The organism is uncultured Spongiibacter sp. (assembly GCF_964011655.1).
In the GTDB taxonomy this organism is placed as follows: domain Bacteria; phylum Pseudomonadota; class Gammaproteobacteria; order Pseudomonadales; family Spongiibacteraceae; genus Spongiibacter; species Spongiibacter marinus.
This window is the reverse complement of the sequence record NZ_CAXGPO010000006.1, coordinates 69,382-88,319: the sequence shown is the minus strand read 5'-3', so window position 1 is coordinate 88,319 and position 18,938 is coordinate 69,382. Positions and strand designations below refer to the sequence as shown.

The 18,938-nt window shown below is 56.4% G+C and carries 18 protein-coding genes; 2 read left to right on the top strand and 16 right to left on the bottom strand.

The window, feature by feature from the left end; genetic code table 11:
- Positions 1–3: 3 nt before the first annotated feature.
- From ABNS66_RS04985 to pilV, 3 genes are read right to left on the bottom strand one after another with little or no spacing between them, the layout of a single operon-like run.
- Complete coding sequence (locus ABNS66_RS04985) at positions 4–528, bottom strand: PilX N-terminal domain-containing pilus assembly protein (protein ID WP_286839627.1); 525 nt, start codon at positions 526–528, stop codon at positions 4–6.
- On the bottom strand, positions 525–1,547 hold the full coding sequence (locus tag ABNS66_RS04980; protein ID WP_286839625.1) for a PilW family protein: 1,023 nt from the start codon (positions 1,545–1,547) through the stop codon (positions 525–527). Before ABNS66_RS04980 ends, ABNS66_RS04985 begins: the two co-directional genes overlap by 4 nt.
- Before the next feature lie 3 nt (positions 1,548–1,550).
- The gene (gene pilV, locus ABNS66_RS04975; RefSeq protein WP_286696183.1) at positions 1,551–1,997 is read right to left on the bottom strand and encodes a type IV pilus modification protein PilV; all 447 of its coding nucleotides are present in this window, start codon (positions 1,995–1,997) and stop codon (positions 1,551–1,553) included.
- Between the two features lie 343 nt (positions 1,998–2,340).
- Between pilV and ABNS66_RS04970 the strand changes: the two genes are divergently transcribed.
- The gene (locus tag ABNS66_RS04970; RefSeq protein ID WP_286839622.1) at positions 2,341–2,841 is read left to right on the top strand and encodes a GspH/FimT family protein; all 501 of its coding nucleotides are present in this window, start codon (positions 2,341–2,343) and stop codon (positions 2,839–2,841) included.
- Between the two features lie 28 nt (positions 2,842–2,869).
- Here the strand turns inward: ABNS66_RS04970 and ispH are convergent, their stop codons facing one another.
- From ispH to ABNS66_RS04905, 13 genes are all read right to left on the bottom strand, one after another.
- On the bottom strand, positions 2,870–3,817 hold the full coding sequence (ispH, locus tag ABNS66_RS04965) for a 4-hydroxy-3-methylbut-2-enyl diphosphate reductase (protein ID WP_286696184.1): 948 nt from the start codon (positions 3,815–3,817) through the stop codon (positions 2,870–2,872).
- Between the two features lie 3 nt (positions 3,818–3,820).
- A complete protein-coding gene (locus ABNS66_RS04960; protein ID WP_286696185.1) occupies positions 3,821–4,282 on the bottom strand; it encodes a peptidylprolyl isomerase in 462 nt (153 codons plus the stop codon).
- A gap of 30 nt (positions 4,283–4,312) precedes the next feature.
- Complete coding sequence (lspA, locus tag ABNS66_RS04955; protein ID WP_286696186.1) at positions 4,313–4,819, bottom strand: signal peptidase II; 507 nt, start codon at positions 4,817–4,819, stop codon at positions 4,313–4,315.
- Positions 4,812–7,631: an isoleucine--tRNA ligase gene (gene ileS / locus ABNS66_RS04950; protein ID WP_286839619.1), complete on the bottom strand. Its 2,820-nt coding sequence runs from the start codon at positions 7,629–7,631 to the stop codon at positions 4,812–4,814. Before ileS ends, lspA begins: the two co-directional genes overlap by 8 nt.
- 36 nt (positions 7,632–7,667) lie before the next feature.
- The gene (ribF, locus tag ABNS66_RS04945) at positions 7,668–8,615 is read right to left on the bottom strand and encodes a bifunctional riboflavin kinase/FAD synthetase (protein WP_338061848.1); all 948 of its coding nucleotides are present in this window, start codon (positions 8,613–8,615) and stop codon (positions 7,668–7,670) included.
- Positions 8,616–8,717: 102 nt separating this feature from the next.
- Positions 8,718–10,307, bottom strand: coding sequence for a murein biosynthesis integral membrane protein MurJ (gene murJ, locus ABNS66_RS04940; protein WP_286839617.1), 1,590 nt, complete (start codon positions 10,305–10,307; stop codon positions 8,718–8,720).
- Positions 10,304–10,912 (bottom strand): NUDIX domain-containing protein, encoded by a 609-nt coding sequence (locus ABNS66_RS04935; RefSeq protein WP_286839615.1) that lies wholly within the window; start codon positions 10,910–10,912, stop codon positions 10,304–10,306. The genes murJ and ABNS66_RS04935 overlap by 4 nt, the downstream gene beginning before the upstream one ends.
- On the bottom strand, positions 10,912–11,928 hold the full coding sequence (locus ABNS66_RS04930) for an aspartate carbamoyltransferase (RefSeq protein ID WP_286696208.1): 1,017 nt from the start codon (positions 11,926–11,928) through the stop codon (positions 10,912–10,914). The genes ABNS66_RS04935 and ABNS66_RS04930 overlap by 1 nt, the downstream gene beginning before the upstream one ends.
- Before the next feature lie 32 nt (positions 11,929–11,960).
- Positions 11,961–13,769, bottom strand: coding sequence for an ABC transporter transmembrane domain-containing protein (locus tag ABNS66_RS04925; protein WP_286839613.1), 1,809 nt, complete (start codon positions 13,767–13,769; stop codon positions 11,961–11,963).
- The gene (locus tag ABNS66_RS04920; RefSeq protein WP_275587349.1) at positions 13,762–14,073 is read right to left on the bottom strand and encodes a GIY-YIG nuclease family protein; all 312 of its coding nucleotides are present in this window, start codon (positions 14,071–14,073) and stop codon (positions 13,762–13,764) included. The genes ABNS66_RS04925 and ABNS66_RS04920 overlap by 8 nt, the downstream gene beginning before the upstream one ends.
- Positions 14,070–15,506 (bottom strand): exodeoxyribonuclease I, encoded by a 1,437-nt coding sequence (gene sbcB / locus ABNS66_RS04915; protein WP_286839610.1) that lies wholly within the window; start codon positions 15,504–15,506, stop codon positions 14,070–14,072. Before sbcB ends, ABNS66_RS04920 begins: the two co-directional genes overlap by 4 nt.
- A 95-nt stretch (positions 15,507–15,601) precedes the next feature.
- Positions 15,602–17,119, bottom strand: a complete 1,518-nt coding sequence (locus tag ABNS66_RS04910) for a fumarate hydratase (protein WP_204996597.1) — start codon at positions 17,117–17,119, stop codon at positions 15,602–15,604.
- A gap of 139 nt (positions 17,120–17,258) precedes the next feature.
- A complete protein-coding gene (locus tag ABNS66_RS04905; protein ID WP_286839607.1) occupies positions 17,259–18,017 on the bottom strand; it encodes a hypothetical protein in 759 nt (252 codons plus the stop codon).
- Positions 18,018–18,235: 218 nt separating this feature from the next.
- Between ABNS66_RS04905 and ABNS66_RS04900 the strand changes: the two genes are divergently transcribed.
- Positions 18,236–18,895, top strand: coding sequence for a urate hydroxylase PuuD (locus ABNS66_RS04900; RefSeq protein WP_027874187.1), 660 nt, complete (start codon positions 18,236–18,238; stop codon positions 18,893–18,895).
- The last annotated feature ends 43 nt before the right edge of the window (positions 18,896–18,938 follow it).

Sequence of the window (18,938 nt, the reverse complement as noted above, 5' to 3'; positions counted from 1 at the left end):
CTACTAGTTTTCAACGCGCTTATAGGTGGTCGATAAAACCACCATACTGCGATCACTAAGACCAAAGCCCCGGGCCGTAACACGATAGAAGCCCAACAGCGAAACCGTATTGTCGGAGTCCAAAGCGGCGTTGGGGTCTGTCATCGCACTAATCTGCTCAATAATAAATTCTGGTTGCCGGCTCACATCGTCGACTTTCTCACCAACCACCGCCCACCCCGTCGAGGTCTTGGTCTTCCAGTCCGGTTCAGAGCAGGCTTGACGACTGTCTGATGGATCCGGGCATGAAAGATACATCCCATTTGTGCCATCGAAATCCGCACTGGAGAGACCAGGCATTGCTGCTTCAGCCTCTCGGATGGCCACTTCGGCAGCTTGGAATGCCACATTGATATCCTTATTGTTGCCCGCCATGCGCTCTTGGAGTGTGGCATTTTGCATGGCACCAACGCCGATGACCGTCAAAATGGCCGTAAACACCAGTGCAACAATCAGTACCGCGCCACGCTGCGCATTTGCTGTGATCATGGCAAGCGGTTCCTTATTGCGAATACCGATGAAAATACCTGTCTCATGCGCCCGTCAGTGTTACTCAGCAATTGCCCAGAGGAGTCGTATACGCTCTGCGCATCAACAGAGCCAGTACGCCCCACAACTCCCTCATCATTCGCGACCAGGGTCAACTCGAGCTTGGCACTCACCACTTGCTGCCAATCTGTCACCGCTGATGCGTCGGCGTAACTATCAATCGCTCGATCGTTGTCGGTATCCAGGCCATAGACGATTTGCAAATTTTCCACGCCTTCGACGAGTTCAACCGCTGCTGCCATTGAACCGCCGCTACCCGTTGCTCGCTGCTGACTGTAGAGACTGAGTACAGGCCTGCCCCCAGCAGTATCACGCCCGGTGTCTCGCACAAAGAAGTGGGTGACTTCAAAACCAAACACCTCTGCGTCGCCACCGTATATTTTGCTCAGCCGGTTACTGGTATTCGAGCCGTTGCCATGGGTGAGAGTGGCAGTGCCTTTGCCACTCTCCTTCGGCGTGTTGGTAACGCGGAAAATATCAGCCGATGTGCAATCTGAGATCAACACGTAGTCGCCTTTAGCAATATTGTAGGTATTGTCTTCGATTTGAACGTTGGCATTATTCGGCGCCAGGTTTCCGGTCAGCCGCACTGAACCGTCACCCCCTCTGAGTATTTGTATCGTATCGGTGCCTTCAACGGCGCCTAGAGTGTGCCCAGCGCCGACATCATCCTCCCCTTTAACGGGAACAAAATCGGCCGCATAGGTCGCTGGCTTGGCGATAACATTAACGTCAATATTGCCGACGGAATTACACCCCATATACCCCGCCATTCTGACTTCACGCCCCATAAAATGCATGCCGAAACGCGCATTCTCCTGGATCATCGACAGTGATTCCTGGAGTTGATAACTTGTTCTAGAGGCAAGAAAAACCTGAATGATCGCGGTACTCAGAATCAGCCCTAAAGTGATCGCGATCATTAGTTCAATCAGACCAAAACCTCGTTGGGCATTCACGCTTTATAGCTCCGTAACAAAATCAAAGGTTTGGAGGGAGGGCGCTGACCCTTCACGGGTCTTTTCCAAGCGACCTTCGCTCCACTGAATCCGGATGGTGAAACGCGTATCGTCGCGAATTACCGCGCCATCGCCCGCAGGAAGCCTCAGAGCAACCTCTCCCAGCCATTCACGCAGGTCGACGGCAACCGCACCCGTGCCCGTCGGAGCGTCATCATCAATAGCAATATCGTAGTCGCCCTTTAACGCGACAACCCGGTTGGCCCGCATTCGGTCACTGATATCGTTGGCCAAAAACACAGCGTTGGAGCGGAATTTCGCCGCCTGGTTGAATTTGACAGAGTTCAGCTGAACGGCCGCCGCACCCATGACACCAATAGCCGTGATCAGCAATGCCACCAGCACTTCTATAAGCGTCGCGCCTCGTTGGTTGCGCGGAAAGCTAATCATTTACACTCCCCTAGCTAAAGGTCATTCAAGCCCTCGCCGCATAGTGATTACTTTAAAAGGTATTTTAGCCCTGAAACCCAATCTTTCGACCTTGCGACCGCCATGACTCAACGACACCGTTGCATGCAGTAGATTTATTTTTATGAACCGAACACTGAGCGATTTTTCTGCGCTTTACCAGTATCGACTTAAAAAAAAACCATTTTTTGCAAGATATATGATCACTTTCAAAGTGTTAATACGCAAATTCCGCAGTCTAGTGACATAGCGGCAAATAGTGAGACATTGCAAAAAATGCATCCGTGAACTAAAGCTAACACTACGGACTGGAAAGGATTCCAAGATGTATGAACAGGGAAAGACACTTATCGAGTTGATGGTGACGCTCAGTATCGCCGCCGTTATCGGCGCTGGTGCGGCACCTTCACTGCAGCGCTTTGCGCGTCAGCAACAGCTGAGCCACGCCACCAACACGCTGCATTCCGCCGCCCAATTTGCGCGCGAACAAGCCATTTATCTTGAGCAGACCGTTAGCATTAACAATACTGACGGCCATTGGAGTCACGGCGCAATTATCTATGTCGACGCAGACAGCAATGGCGAGCGCAGTGCCGATGAAGAAATCCTTCGCACTATTCCCCCGCTAGGCGGGGTCGATGCATTGGGCAACCGCCACGTGAGCCACTACATCAGCTACCGGCCAGACGGCAGTGCGCATCTCAAGAGCAATGCCTTTCAAGTGGGTACACTGACGATATGCCCTAGCACGGGCGAAGAAGGCCGGCAGCTCGTCATCAGTATTGGTGGACGAATTCGCAGGGCAGAGTCCCGCTGTGGTGAGTAGCGGCGAGCACTGGCGATGGCTCTAGGGCTTAATTGGCCTCAACCCAACGCAGTTCGCGAGGCAGGGAAAAAGTAATATTTTCTGCGCGTCCCTCAAGCTCCTCGGGGGCTGACGCACCCAGCTCACAGAGCCTGTCGATCACGGCTTTCACCAGTATTTCAGGCGCCGAGGCCCCGGCCGTGATGCCGATTCGCAAGCCCTCTTTGAGCCACTGGGGCTGTATGTCTTTCTCATTGTCGATCAGCTGCGCCTGACAGCCAAAGCGCTCGGCTAATTCACGTAAGCGATTCGAATTAGAACTGTTTGGTGACCCCACGACAAGCACCAAGTCGGCTTGCTGGGCGAGCGTTTTCACCGCATCCTGGCGGTTTTGGGTCGCGTAGCAGATGTCATCTTTGCGCGGCCCCTCAATAGCGGGGAAGCGCTGCCGCAGGGCATCAATCACCGCCGCCGTATCGTCCATGGATAACGTCGTTTGCGTGACAAATGACAATTTTTCCGGCTGTTTAACGTCGAGCTTGAGCGCTTGCTCAACATCCTCGACAAGGTAGATATTTCCGCCTTGACTAACGTCGTACTGCCCCATCGTTCCTTCAACTTCCGGGTGGCCCTTGTGGCCGATCAGTACACATTCGCGCCCGGCGTTGCTGTAGTTGACCACTTCCATATGAACCTTGGTCACCAGCGGGCACGTCGCGTCAAATACCTTCAAGCCCCGGCGCGCTGCCTCGTTCCTAACTGCTTTGGAGACGCCATGAGCGCTGAAAATCACGATTTTGTCGTCGGGTACTTCATCGAGCTCATCGACGAATATGGCACCTCGCTGCCGAAGGTTCTCAACAACAAACTTGTTGTGAACAACTTCGTGGCGCACGTAGATTGGTGAGCCAAACACATCCAGGGCGCGATTCACGATCTCGATAGCGCGATCCACACCAGCACAGAACCCACGGGGGTTAGCGAGAACAATTTTCATGGTTTACTCCGCACCGGCCTCTTCATCGCCAGCATGGACCTGCACGTCGAGAATCTCAACGCGGAAACCGAGCTGTTGCCCCGCCAAGGGGTGGTTGAAGTCAATCTCGACCTGCTCATCATCAATCGCGCTTACCACGCCGGGAAGCTCAGTATTTGCTGCGTCAGCAAAATTGAGTACCAGGCCTTCACTGAGTTCAATATCCGCAAACTGGCTGCGTGGCATACGCTGGATATTTGCAGGGTTGCGCTGGCCGAATGCATCTTCGGGGGCGAGTGTCAGCGTCGCTTGCTGACCTGCCGTTAAGCCTTGCAGCTTCGCCTCCACACCGGGGAGCAAATTACCGTCTCCGAATACGAAGCTCGCCGGGCTGCGCTCGAAGGTGGAGTCCACCTCGCTACCATCCTCCATCAGCAGAGCAAAATGCAGGGTGACGGCGGTTCCCGGACCAATCGCAATAGTCATAATCGCTTCTCTGTTAGCGCTATGCCGACCTTACTTGTCGCCGGCATCTGAATGAATAAACGTATCGATGATTAACAGCACGGCACCCACCGATATCGCCGCATCGGCAATATTGAACGTGGGGAAATACGCGTTACCCCAGTGCACCGAAATAAAATCAATAACATGGCCGAGGCGAACCCTGTCCCACAGGTTTCCCAGCGCACCACCCAGCACTAAGGTCAGTGCCATCGACAACAGCCACTGCTGTCGGCGCAGCTTCATTAGCCACACAAGTAAGTAAACGCTTACCGCCGCGGAGATAACGGTAAAAAACCAACGCTGCCATCCCCCGGCATCGCTCAAAAAGCTAAAAGCGGCTCCAGGGTTGTAGTGCAGCGTAATATCCAGCACCGGCAACACGGGGTTTGGCTGCCCATACACCAAACTGGCGTCGGCCCAAACCTTGGTAATTTGATCGACCAGAACAATAACCGCGGCAAATATCACCCACAGCAATCGCCCCCGCCGCTGCTGCGCAGCGCCGCTATTAGGCATAGTGGCGGACCTCACCATCACCATCGACGTTATCTATACAGCGGAAACACAGTTCTGGATGCGTCGTCGACTGACCAACGTCTTCGCGATAGTGCCAGCAGCGCGTACATTTCATGCCTTCACTGGCGCCAACGCGTACCTGTAAGCCCTCCAGCTCTGTCGTCTCAGCCTCGTTCGCCGCGGAAATCGGTGCGAGCATGGCTGAAGAGGTGATCAACACAAAGCGCAGCTCATCACCGAGCGCCGACAGCGTCTCGATCAATTCATCGTCACAAAACAGCGTCACTTCAGCCTGCAGGGAGCCGCCCACAATGCCCTCGTTACGGGCGTTTTCCAGCACTTTGTTGACCGCCGTTTTCACGCTCTGCACACGCTGCCAAAAGGCGTCGCCCATCTCGTCATCGTCCGAGAGTTTTTGCAGGCCCTGGTACCATTCAGCGGCAAATACCGGCCCCTGATGCTCGCCGGGCAGAACCTGCCACAACTCGTCGGCAGTAAAGCTGAGAATCGGCGCGATCCAGCGCGTCAGCGCCTCGGCAATGTGGTACAGAGCCGTTTGCGCCGAACGCCGCGACTGGCTGTTTTCCGGCGTGGTGTACTGGCGGTCTTTGATAATATCCAAATAGAAGCCGCCCAACTCCAGCACACAGAAGTTGTGCAACTTTTGGTATACCACGTGGAATTGATAAGCATCGTAGGCGGCCAGCAGTTCATCTTGCAAAACCGCAGCGCGATGGACGATCCACTTATCCAGCGCGAGCATCTCGTCGCTGGCCAGCGCATGCTCACCCGGCTCAAAACCTGCCATATTGGCAAGCAGGAAGCGCGCGGTGTTGCGGATGCGCCGATAGGAATCGGCAGTGCGTTTAAATATCTCATCCGATACCGTCATCTCATTGCGGTAGTCGGTCGCCGCCACCCAAAGACGGAGAATGTCTGCGCCCAGCTTATTCATCACTTCCTGTGGCGCCACCACATTGCCCAAGGACTTGGACATTTTTCTCCCGTTGGCATCCACCGTGAAGCCATGTGTCAGCACTGACTTGTAGGGCGCGCAGCCCTGCGCCGCCACCGAAGTGAGCATAGAGGACTGGAACCAGCCGCGGTGCTGGTCAGAGCCTTCAAGGTACAAATCTGCGGGGAAGGCCAGTTCCTCACGCTGAGCCAATACGGCGTAGTGCGTAACACCGGAGTCAAACCATACATCGAGGGTATCCGCGACCTTGTCGTAGCTCTGCGCCTCGTCGCCCAGCAGCTCGGCAGCGTCCAGGTCAAACCAGGCCTGAATGCCACCCTGCTCCACCCGCTCGGCAATCTGCTCTATCAGTTCTGGCGTTCGCGGATGCAGTTCAGCGCTTTCTTTATGAACAAACAGGGCGATTGGTGCGCCCCAGGTACGCTGACGCGAGATACACCAGTCGGGCCGCTCACCCATCATGGACTCAATACGCGCCCGGCCCCAGCCTGGCATCCAGTTCACCGCATCCACTTCGGCCATGGCTTTGTCGAGCAGGCCGCCCTGCTTCATGCTGATAAACCACTGCGGGGTCGCGCGAAAGATGATTGGCGATTTATGCCGCCAGCAATGCGGATAGCTGTGCTCGTAGGACTCGTTGTGCAACAAGCTACCGCGCTCTTGCAGTGCCGCGATCACCTGTTCGTTAGCTTTAAACACATGCTGACCGGCAAATAATTCCGTACCTTCGATGTAGGTACCATTGGCCGCAACGGGGTTGTACACATCCAAGCCATATTTCTGACCGACAACAAAGTCATCTTGGCCGTGGGCTGGCGCGGTGTGCACTGCGCCGGTACCCGCATCAGTGGTGACGTGCTCACCCAAAATCACCGGGACCTGGCGCGCATACAAGGGGTGCTGCAGAGCGAGGTTCTCCAACGCTGCTCCTTTGCACTGGCCAACCACCGCGTAATCGGTAATACCCGCTCTCTTCGTCACGGACTCCTGCAGGGCCTCAGCAACCAGCAGTAACTCTGCGTTGCCGTCTCGTTGATAGGACAACCAAACGTAGTCCAGCTCGGCATGCAGGCACACAGCCATATTCGCCGGAATGGTCCACGGCGTTGTGGTCCAAATTACCAGGTTCATTGCGCCGTCAGCGCTATCGGCAAGCCCGCAGCGCTGGCGAGCATCCGCGGCGTCCACCACCGGGAACAGCACATCAATCGCCGGCGACGTCTTGTCTTTGTACTCCACCTCGGCTTCGGCCAGCGCCGAGCCGCAGTCCATACACCAATGCACGGGTTTGAAACCCTTGTGCAGGTGGCCGTTTTCAACAATTTTGCCAAGGGCGCGAATGATATTGGCTTCAAAGTCGAAGCTCATCGTCAGATAGGGATTTTCCCAATCACCCAGCACACCCAGCCGCTTAAAACCCTCTCGCTGGCCATCGACCTGTTTGTAGGCATAGTCGCGACACTTCTGACGAAAAGTGGCGGCGTCAACCTTGCGCCCGACCTTGCCCACTTTTTTCTCGACATTGAGCTCGATCGGCAAGCCGTGACAGTCCCAGCCCGGCACATAGGGGGCATCGAAGCCACTTAGCGTGCGAGACTTAACGATCATATCTTTCAGGATTTTATTAACCGCATGGCCGATATGGATATCGCCGTTGGCATACGGAGGGCCATCGTGCAGTACAAACTTTTCCCGCCCGGCGCGCGCGCGGCGAATCTGGCCGTAGTAGTCCTCGTCGTACCAGCGCTTTAACGCTTGCGGCTCACGATTCGCCAAATTTGCCTTCATGGCAAAATCCGTTTTTGGCAGGTTCAGGGTGTGCTTGTAATCACTCATAAAAGCTAGTCTTAAAGGCCCGGCAATAGGGAAAAGTTAAAGGGAGAAGAATCGTCGCGCCTGTGCGATGTCGCGAGAAATTTGCTCGCTCAAGGCGTCGATACCATCAAATTTAATTTCGTTGCGCAGTTTTTCTCTAAACAACACGCGGATATTGCGGCGATACAGATCACCTTCAAAATCCAATAAATGCACTTCGAGTATGGCCTTGCTCAAATCGCCCACCGTTGGGCGAACCCCAACGTTAGCGACCGCCGGCAGCAGAGAATCCGACACGCCTGCAACTTGCACGGCAAACACGCCTGACAGCGGCGAGCGCAGGCGGCGCAATTGGATATTCGCCGTCGGCGCGCCAATGGTACGACCAAGTTGCTGACCGACAATCACCCGCCCGGCAATACTATAAGGGCGGCCCAACAGATGCTCAGCAAGGGCGAAGTCGCCCTGCCCCAGCACTTCGCGAATCCGCGTACTGCTTACTCGCTCACCTTCGTGAAGTAGGGTCGCGGTGTCCATCACGTCAAAGCCGTCGCGAGCGCCGTACTTACGCAACAGGTCGAAATCACCGCTTCGGTCGCGACCAAAGCGCAGGTCATCACCAACAACGATGTATTTCGCACCCAGATTTTTAACAAACAGGCTGGTTATAAACTCGTCTGCGCTCATATTGCGCAACGCGTTGTTAAAGCGAATGCGAACCACACGATCAATACCCAGGTCGCGAATCGCCTCAAACTTTTCACGAAATGACATCAGCCGTGGCGGCGCGGCATCCGGCGCCAGGAATTCTCGCGGCAGGGGTTCGAACAATACCACTGTTGAGGGCAGGCCGTACTCACGACTCTTATCAATCAGCTGCCGCAGCACCGCCTGGTGACCGCGATGAACGCCGTCAAAAGCGCCAATCGTAGCAACGCAACCGCGATGACGCGGGCGGAAATTGTGAAATCCGCGGATTAACTCCATGCCTGTGGCCGACCCCATATGCACGCCCCGCTGTCAGCACCGCGACAAAGTCGCCAGTGAATGCGCCGAGCAGTAATAAAGCGGCTGATTATAACTTACTCAGCCACGTGACAAAAACGCTTAAGTCGGCGGGTTAGCGCCGCCGCGCAACTGTGCGGGCCGCAGCCCCATAAGCAGCAAACCCAGCAGGTAGGCCACGCCGCCTGCTGCACAAACGCCGCCGAGCACCGCCGCCCGCTGCCAGGCAGACCACAGCGACCAATCGCTGATTTGCGCGCGGCACAGCAGCAACAACGCCGACATTAGTACCACGGGAACACAGAGCTGTAGCGTGTATCGCAGCCAGCCTGCCGCGGGGCGATACACCTGGCGCGCCAGCAAGCCACGCAGCAGCAACATGGCATTGAGCCACGCCGACATGGCGGTGGCCAGGGCCAGCCCTACGTGGCCAATTTGAAGGTAATAATGCAAGGGAACGACTAAGGCGATATTAAACACCATATTCGCCACCATCGCGTATATGCCGATTTTTACCGGTGTCTTAGTATCCTGGCAGGCAAAAAATCCGGGCGCTAATACTTTGATCAACATAAAGGCGATCAGACCCAGTGTGTACGCGCGCAGGCTCAGCGCGGCCATGGCGACATCGCGGCTTTGCAACTCTCCGTACTGAAACAGCGTAATCAGTATTGGCTCGGCGAGAATCAACAGCGCCGCCGCCGCAGGAAGCGCCATCAGCAACACACCACGCAGCGCCCAATCCAGGGTCTGTGAGAATGCCAGCTCGTCGCCACCGGCTCGCTGGCGAGACAATTTGGGCAAGATCACCGTCGCGATGGCAATGGCGAACACACCGAGCGGCAGCTCTACCAAGCGATCGGAGTAATACAGCCAGGAGATACTGCCAGTGGGTAGAAAAGAAGCCAGCACAGTATCGAGCAGCAGGTTTATCTGGCTAACCGATACACCGAACATTGCCGGCAGCATAAGCTGCACAATGCGCTGTACGCCCTCATCGCCCCATCGCCACTGCGGTGTTGGCAGCAGGTGCAAGCGCTGCAAGAATGGCAGCTGGAACAACAACTGCACACAACCGGCCATGAGCACACCCCAGGCCAGCGCCATCGCGGGCTCGGCAAAATATGGCGCGGCCACCACGGCAGCGGTAATCAAACAGACATTGAGTAACACCGGCGTAAACGCGGGCACCGCGAAGCGCCCGTAACTGTTGAGAACAGCCCCGGCAAAACCAGTCAGTGAAATCAGCATCAAATACGGAAAGGTGATGCGAATCATCTCTGTGGTCAGCTGAAACTTCAGCGGATCGTCGCGAAACCCCGGCGCAAAGATCGACGCCACCATCGGCGCAGCAACCACGGCGAGAATCGTAATACACAACAGCACCCCACCCAATGCGCCCACCACGCGATTGAGCAGGTCTCGTACAGCGGCGTGGTCACGCTGCTCCCGATATTCTGACAGTACGGGCACAAAGGCCTGGGCAAAAGCGCCCTCGGCAAATAAGCGGCGTAGAAAATTGGGGATCTTAAAGGCGACAAAGAAAGCATCGGCGTTTGCGCTGGCGCCGAGCACCACCGCAATGACCACGTCGCGCGCCAAACCCAACACCCGCGACAACATCGTCATGGCGCCCACCACCAGACTGGAGCGCAATAGTCCGCCGCCGCGAGGAGCCTCTGTCTCACTCATTGCCAGGCCTCACGAAGGCGCTGGCGATGACGCTGCAGCCACAGTAGGGCGATCAGGCCGTGGGCGTTATTAATCTCGCCGTCGGCGAGCATTTGCATCGCCTGGTCAAAACTGTAGACCTTGGCGCGAATGTCTTCGCCTTCGCCCGGCAAGCCATGAAGGCCGCCGGCATCCGCCAGATTGCAGCGGCCGCAGTACAGGTAAAAATATTCATCGCTGCCGCCGGGCGAGGAAAAATACTCCGCAATCGGTTCCAGCTCAGATACCGTTAACCCGGCTTCCTCGTGCGCTTCGCGCCGCGCGACCTGTTCGGGCGCTTCATCGGTATCAATAATTCCCGCCACGAGTTCCTGCAACCAGGGCGAATCGCCGCTGTCGAGGGCACCAACACGGAATTGCTCGACAAACAGCACCTCATCGCGCTCGGGGTCATAGGGGAGCATGCCGACCGCCGCACCGCGCACGAAAAGCTCGCGATTAAGCGGCTTGCCCCAGCCGCCGGCAAACAGTCGGTGGCGCAGGCGCAGCTGGCGAATTTCAAAGAAACCTTTCCAGGCGCTGCGTTTTTCCAGCACCTCGACATCGTCGCGACCAAAACGGCTCATCAGAAGCGCCTTTCGGTGTACCAATTCACATCCCGCGCCGATTTATCCACTTGATCGACGACGTCCAAGATCATCGCAAACAATGCCATGCGCACCAGCACGCCATTGTCCGCTTGACGAAAGATTGCCAGGTTAGGGTTGTCATTCAGGTCGTTGTCCAGCTCGTTGGCTTCTTGACGCGAATCGCGGGGCAGCGGGTGCATAATCACCGTATTGGGTTCGCAGTAGCGAGTATAGATTGCCTGATTCAAACGATAGCGGCCGCGATACATATCGGCTTCAGCCTTGCTTGCAAAGCGCTCTTCCTGAATGCGAGTGGAGTAAGCAATATCAACCTTGGCAAGGCTGCCCTCCATCACATCGGATTCAATCACCGTGTGGCCAGCGCTGCGCAGGGCATCAACAATTTCACCGGGCATTTTCAGTTCATCCGGCGAAATCAACACGATATGGACATTGTTATACAAGCCCAGCAATTTGCAGAGTGAGTGTACCGTTCGGCCGTATTTCAGATCGCCAATCATCGCGATCCGCAAGCCATCCAGATCACTGCGCCCTTGGTGCAGCAACTCTTTACGAATAGTGTACAGGTCCAATAGCGCCTGGCTGGGGTGCTCATTGGCGCCATCGCCGCCATTAATCACCGGCACGCGGCTGGCCGCCGCAAACTCCGATACCGAGCCCGAAGCCGGGTGACGCATGACGATCACGTCGCTGTAACCACTGAGTACCCGCGCGGTATCGTACAGCGATTCGCCTTTGGCAATGGCCGAGCTTTCAAAGCCCGTGGTTTCACGCACCTCACCGCCGAGTAAGTTAAAGGCGCAGCCAAAACTCACCCGCGTTCGTGTGGATGGCTCAAAGAACATATTCCCCAGAATTGCCCCATCGAGCACCTTGGTAATACGTTCGCGGTGCGCATAGGGCGCCATGCGATCAGCCACCGCAAACACGCGCTCTATATCTTCGCGCTCAAACTGACTGATAGAGAGAATATGACTACCGGCAAATTTCAACACTGCTCTCCCTTTATACTGCGGCCCGGCCGCTATGATTCACTGGCAGCCGAAGCCGCCTGATTATTGGCGTCGTCAAATTGCAAGCTCGCCCAACGGGCGTAGAGGGGTGACTGCACCAAAAGTTCACTGTGACGCCCACTGGCAACCAGCTCACCATTCTCGAGTACCGCAATGCGATCGACATTGATCACGGTTGCCAAGCGATGGGCAATCACCACCGTCGTGCGGCCTTCCATCAACCTTTCCAGCGCCTGCTGCACTTGATATTCACTTTCTGCGTCCAGGGCACTGGTCGCCTCGTCGAGCAACAACAGTTTAGGGTCTGCCAATATTGCTCTGGCAATCGCGACGCGTTGACGCTGACCACCCGACAACCGCACCCCGCCTTCGCCCACAAAACTTTGATAGCCCTCGGGCAAACGCTCAATAAATTCGTGAGCAAAGGCTGCCTTAGCCGCAGACACTATCTCCGCATCGCTGGCATCTGGGCGGCCGTAGCGAATATTGTCGGTCACCGAGCCAGTGAACAGCACCGGCTGCTGCGGCACCATCGCGATATTTGCACGTAATTCGTCCGGATCGAGATTGCGAATATCGACGCCGTCAAAGCAAATGGCTCCGTCACTCACATCGTAGAAACGCAACAACAAATCAATCAACGTTGACTTGCCAGCCCCGGAACTGCCCACCAGCGCCAAACTGCTACCTGCCGGCACCTGCAAACTAACATTGCTTATCGCCGGATGTTCCGGCCGCGAGGCATAGGCAAAGCTCACCGACCTAAAATCGATATCGCCACGCACCGGCACCGGTAAATGCGACGGGACTGCTGGCGGCAATATACGGTTCTCTGCCGCCAACAATTCCAGCAGGCGCTCGGTCGCTCCCGCCGCTCGCTGTAAGTCACCATAGACTTCGGAAATGGCACCGACGGAGGCAGCTACCATCACCGCGTAGAAAATAAACGCCGCCAGTTCACCGCCACTGATTCGGCCGGCCAGGACATCGTGTCCACCCACCCAAAGCATGCCGGTAACGGCGCCTAACACCAGCACTATCACCACCGTCGACAACCATGCGCGCTGCTTAATGCGCACGATGGCAACATCGAAGGCCACCTCTACATGGCCATCAAAGGCTTTGCGATCAAGCGTTTGATGGTTAAACGCTTGCAGCAGCTTGATATTTTTAACTGCCTCGCCCACAAAGCTGCCGACACTGGCGATCTTGTCCTGACTGCTGCGCGACAGCCGCCGCACGCGGCGGCCAAATACCAGGATGGGCACAATCACCAGTGGCACACTCAGCATCACCAACCCCGTGAGTTTCGGGTTGCTGATGAACAGCCAGATTAAACCGCCGATAAACATCAGCGCGTTGCGCAGGGCGATGGACACCGAGGACCCAATCACAGTTTGCAGAAGGCTGGTGTCGGTGGTGATCCGGGATTGAATGTCGCCACTCAGCTGGCTTTCAAAAAAGCCGGGGTGCAGGGTGACGACATGGGCAAACACGGCTTTACGCAGGTCTGCACTAACGCGCTCGCCAATCCAGGACACCAAGTAAAAACGCACAAAGGTGCCGGTCGCCAACAGCAATACCAGTGCGAAAAACAGCACCAAGGCCTGGTTTAGCGCCGCCTCACTGGCGTTGCTGGAGAAACCATTATCCACCAACAAACGCAGCCCCTGCCCGATGGACAGCGTGATCCCCGCCGTGCAGATCAGAGCCACGCTGGCACCGATAACCTGCCAGCGATAGGGCTTCAAAAACCCAAGCATCGCCCTTAATACACCTAGCTTTGCGGTACCGCGCTCACTGTGTTGTTGCTCAGCCATTTGCCTCTCCTTCTGGCCGCGCATTATTGCCCGTATTCCCGGCAGGTAAAAGCGCCGCATCAACCAACGCTAACTTTTGTTTACGCGGTAATTTTTTTATCGCCGCTTCACGGCGCGATGCCACTGAACGGTTTTCCGCTGGTTCGGTGTAGACAATGGCCTCGGCGGGGTCACTGCGAAAGAATCGCGCGCCCTTGCCGCCTTCGCCGCAGTGCTCGCGAAAACGCCGCGCGGTATCCGTGGTGATCCCGGTATACAAGCGGCCACTGCGGCAGCGCACCATATACACCCACCACTGACTCAAAGCCCCTCCTGCTCCAGTGCATCGGCGTAGTCGTTGAGCTCCTGCAGTACAAATTGCTGGAAGTCGTTATCGGTGGAGCCGGACAACTCCACTAACCGCTGGCGAAAGCTGTCGAACCCGTGCAGATGTTCTCCGGGTTGGCGCAGCCGCTGCCGACAGAACTCCAGCCAGCGCTGCCGCTCGGCCGCCGATAAGGTTTCGGGGAAGTTACGCGCCCGATAGCGCCACAGCATCTCGGGAAGGCGACGGTCGCTGAATTGAAAATGCTGCCCGGCGAGATCCTCCGGCAGCATTTTTCGCAGGCGCTCCATCTGCTGGCGATCACCGTCACTAAAAAAGCCGCCGCCATAGAGCTGCGTGTCCGGGTCGGGGTTTTCACTGAATTCACGCTGGGCATACACCGATGCCAGGGTTTCATTAAGCCCCTCGGCCTTGCGCAGCATCGACCAGTGCCGTCGGCACTGATCTAAGTCGATCTGCAAACGCTGTGCACTGGCATCGTCCAATAATTTAGGGGTAGCAACAATCGGTGCGCGATTGAGGTGAATTTCCTTGAGCGGAATACGCGGCGTGTCCTCACCCAGCTCGTCACTGGAACTGAAAATTCGCCGTGCAACCTCGTCACTGTCCAGCGTAATCAGCGGGCTCGGGTCAACACTTAAGTCATAGACGATCACGCTGTTCTTGTTCACCGGGTGCGGTGCCAGCGGCATCATCAACGCCGAGCAGCCTCGCGCCGCGGGCAGGCGCCCGGAAACATGCAGCACCGGCACTTGGCTGTCGGTGTTGAGCATGGCCGCCACCGTGCGCTTGTTCCGCAGGCTCAAGGCATAGTCGTAGAGCTTGGGCTGGGCTTGACGGATCAGGCGAGCCAAATCGATCGTTGCCAGTACATCCGAGAGCGCGTCGTGCGCCGACTCGTGACTCAGGCCATTGGCCGCGGTCAGCTCTTCGAGCCGGAAGCTGGGCGAGCCATCCTCGCGCCGGGGCCACTCAATGCCGTCGGGGCGCAGCGCGTAGCACAGCCGAACGACATCGATCAGGTCCCAGCGAGAGTTACCGTTTTGCCACTCTCTGGCATAGGGGTCGTAGAAATTTCGATACAAGGCAAAGCGAGTCACCTCATCATCGAAGCGGATGCTGTTATAACCCACTGTGCAAGTGCCAGGCTGAGACAATTCCGCGTGGATGTTGGCGACAAATTCTGCCTCGCTGAGCCCCTCTTCCAAGGCTTGTTGCGGGGTAATCCCAGTAACCAGGCAGGCCTCGGGATTGGGCAGGTAATCGGGAGTTGGACGGCAAAACTGCACCAGCGGTTCGCCGATAATGTTCAGCTCAGCATCGGTGCGCACACCAGCAAACTGCGAGGGGCGATCCAGGGCGGGGCGAGTTCCCCAGGTTTCGTAATCGTGCCAGTAAAAAGTCTCACTCATCACTCAGTTCGCCACCTGTGAAGCAGATACAAAAACGGCAGCGCCAATGCACCGGCCGGGGCGTCGCCCAGAGCCAGCACGGCGCTGCCGCCTACTTAGCTAACGTTGATATTTTCCGCTTCGATCTTCGCTTTCCAAATTTGCGGGCCTGACTTATGCACTGAGTCGCCAGCGGTATCTACCGCGACCGTCACAGGCATATCTTCAACGGTAAACTCGTAAATGGCTTCCATACCCAATTCAGGGAAGGCCACCACTTCAGACTTTTTAATCGCCTGGGCAACCAAGTAAGCCGCGCCACCGGTGGCCATCAGGTACACCGCCTCAAACTCTTTGATGGCGTCGATCGCACCGTCGCCGCGCTCGGACTTACCGATCATGCCCATTAATCCGGTTTCGGCGAGCATGGTGCGGGTAAACTTATCCATTCGCGTTGCCGTGGTTGGGCCTGCGGGGCCAACGACTTCGTCACGCACGGGGTCAACGGGGCCAACGTAGTAGATGAAGCGGCCCTTCAGGTCGACAGGCAGGGTTTCGCCTTTGCTCAGCATATCGACCATTTTCTTATGCGCAGCGTCGCGACCGGTCAGCATCTTACCGTTGAGCAAGAGCGTATCGCCGGGCTTCCAGGTTTTGATCTCATCGGCCGTTACGGTATCCAGGTTCACTCGCTTCACGTCGCCACCAGACTGACGCGTTACCTCTGGCCACTCTTCGAGTTTTGGCGGGGTCAGAGCGACGGCGCCACTGCCATCCAGGGTGAAGTGAGCGTGGCGGGTTGCCGCGCAGTTGGGGATCAAGGCAATCGCCTTGTTAGCAGCGTGGGTCGGATAGTCTTTAACCTTAACATCCAAGACGGTGGTCAGGCCGCCCAAGCCCTGGGCACCAATACCGAGCTGATTGACCTTTTCATGCAGCTCCAGACGCAGCTCTTCCGAGCGGTTTGACGCGCCGCGTTTTTGCAGATCGTGAATATCGATGGGGTCGAGCAGCGCTTCTTTTGCCAACAGCATCGCCTTCTCGGCAGTACCGCCAATACCAATGCCCAGCATACCCGGTGGGCACCAGCCTGCGCCCATTGTCGGCACCATTTTCAACACCCAGTCCACCACAGAATCAGAGGGATTGAGCATGGCAAATTTAGACTTGGCCTCTGAGCCGCCGCCTTTTGCTGCAACATGCACTTCAACGGTATCACCGGGAACAATTTCGTAGTGGATCACCGCAGGGGTATTGTCTTTAGTGTTACTGCGGGCACCGTCGGGGTCGGCAAGAATGGAGGCGCGCAGTACATTATCAGGCAAGTTGTAGGCACGGCGAACGCCTTCATTAACCATGTCGGTAACCGACATCTCAGCGTCCCACTGCACATTCATGCCCACGGTCAAAAACACCGTCACAATACCTGTGTCCTGACAAATGGGACGATGCCCCTCTGCACACATCCGCGAGTTGATCAGAATCTGTGCCATCGCGTCTTTGGCGGCAGGGTTTTGCTCGCGCTGATAGGCTTCGTCTACCGCCTTGATGAAATCAACCGGGTGGTAGTAGGAGATGTATTGCAGCGCATCTGCAACACTCTGAATCAGGTCATCTTGGCGGATAACAGTCATTGGGCGAGGTCCTTGATAACGTTGTGGTGTCGGTGCCAAAGTGCGACGGTTGCCGCACCTGATCACACTGTGCTGTTGCAGCCATGTGCCGCAACAGCTGGAATCGGCGCAGAAGTATACACCAGCTACGGCCTCGCCGTCAGCGGGCCTGGGGACTGCCGCTGTGGTATTGCGTGACCGTTTGGCGCAGCGCTTCGATATCGCGATTCACCTGTTTGCGGAAGGCGTTCACCGAATCAAGCCATTCTTCACTCTGCTGTACACGACGTTCAACCGCCTTCACCCGGGCATCCAGACTGCCGCCCGCAGTGAGTTGCTTATTCACCTCGAGCAGCGTCTTGCGATTCACCTCAGACTGGGCAATGACGCGGTCAAGTTTGCCAGACATTGACGCCATTGCCTCGCGGTCGGCATCATAACCCTGCAATGCACTCTTAAGCTTTGCGTCTAAAGAGCGGTGGCGGCTTTCGATGGCAGCCAGTCGCTTTTCATTTTTCGCCAACTGCGCATCGTGCTCAGCCAACTCTTGTTTTTGTTTTTTCCACACGTTGTCCCACAGCTTGCGGATTTCAAAATCCAGCTCTTTTAATTTCACCGCCGTGGTCACGCTGTTCTCTTCCAGGCTTTCATCCGCGGAAGATAAGCGCTGCTCCAGCACTTCCAGGCGCTGCTGGGCATGTTTTAAATCACCCTGAGCAATAGTCAGTTGATCAAACAGGTAGTAGGCGGCGGCCGCCAGCGCAACAATTAACAGCGTTAACATAAACAGGACGAAACCACCTCCGCCACTCGCCGCAGTGGCAGGGGGTAGCTCCTTTGAGCTTACTGCCGCCCGCTGCGCGACATCTTCCTCGTCAACAGCAATTGAAAATCGTGGTTCTTGTTTATCAGTACTCACAATTCAGTATTCCAATTAATTGTAGTTAAAGCGCCACTCTACGCTCGCGCGTCTGCGTGGTAAGTCAGCGCATTATGAACGTCTGCCTCGCTCGCCTCCAGCCCCAGCATGCAGTTTCGCTGTGCAGCCTCGGCGGCTTTGCTATACTTGCGCAGCCTGGGCCTCGGAGTCTGCGAGTCCCGACAAAAAAACAGACAACAAGATGAGAGAGGGGTTTTATGGACGCGTTCATTTCTGCGGATCTGGCCTTGCGCTGGCTGCACGTACTGTTCGGCATCGTTTGGATTGGCCTGCTGTACTATTTCAACTTTGTACAAACTGAATACTTCAAGGAGGCAGAGCCCTCTGCCAAGGCAGACGCCGTACAAAAGCTGGCGCCTCGCGCGCTGTGGTGGTTCCGCTGGGGAGCGATGTTCACCTTCCTGACGGGTCTGGGCTTGCTGCACTTCACGATGAGCCGCGGCGGGTTGAATGGCTACATCATCATCGGTGCACTGATGGGCACCCTGATGTTTTTGAACGTCTGGCTGATTATCTGGCCCAACCAGAAGATTGTCTGCGGCATTACCCCGGGCGACGCCGCTAAAGCCGCGCCAAAAGCTGGCCTGGCTTCTCGCACCAACACCCTGTTCTCAGCACCCATGCTGATCGGCATGCTGGGCTCTTTCCACGGCAGCGGCAATGCTGCTCTCGCGCAAGTCGGTAAAACAGCAAGCGGCGACCTGAGCCTCGGCCTGTGGATTTGCCTTGGCTTAATCGCGCTCCTCGAACTGAACGCCCTGTTCGGCAAAACCGGCCCAATGACCACGGTCAAAGGCGTTGTCCATTGCAGCATCGCGCTGGCCTTGGCGATGGTTGCACTGCTTCAGTACGTGTAATACCGATGAGACCACACCATGTGGTTTAGTACTAAAAAGGGGG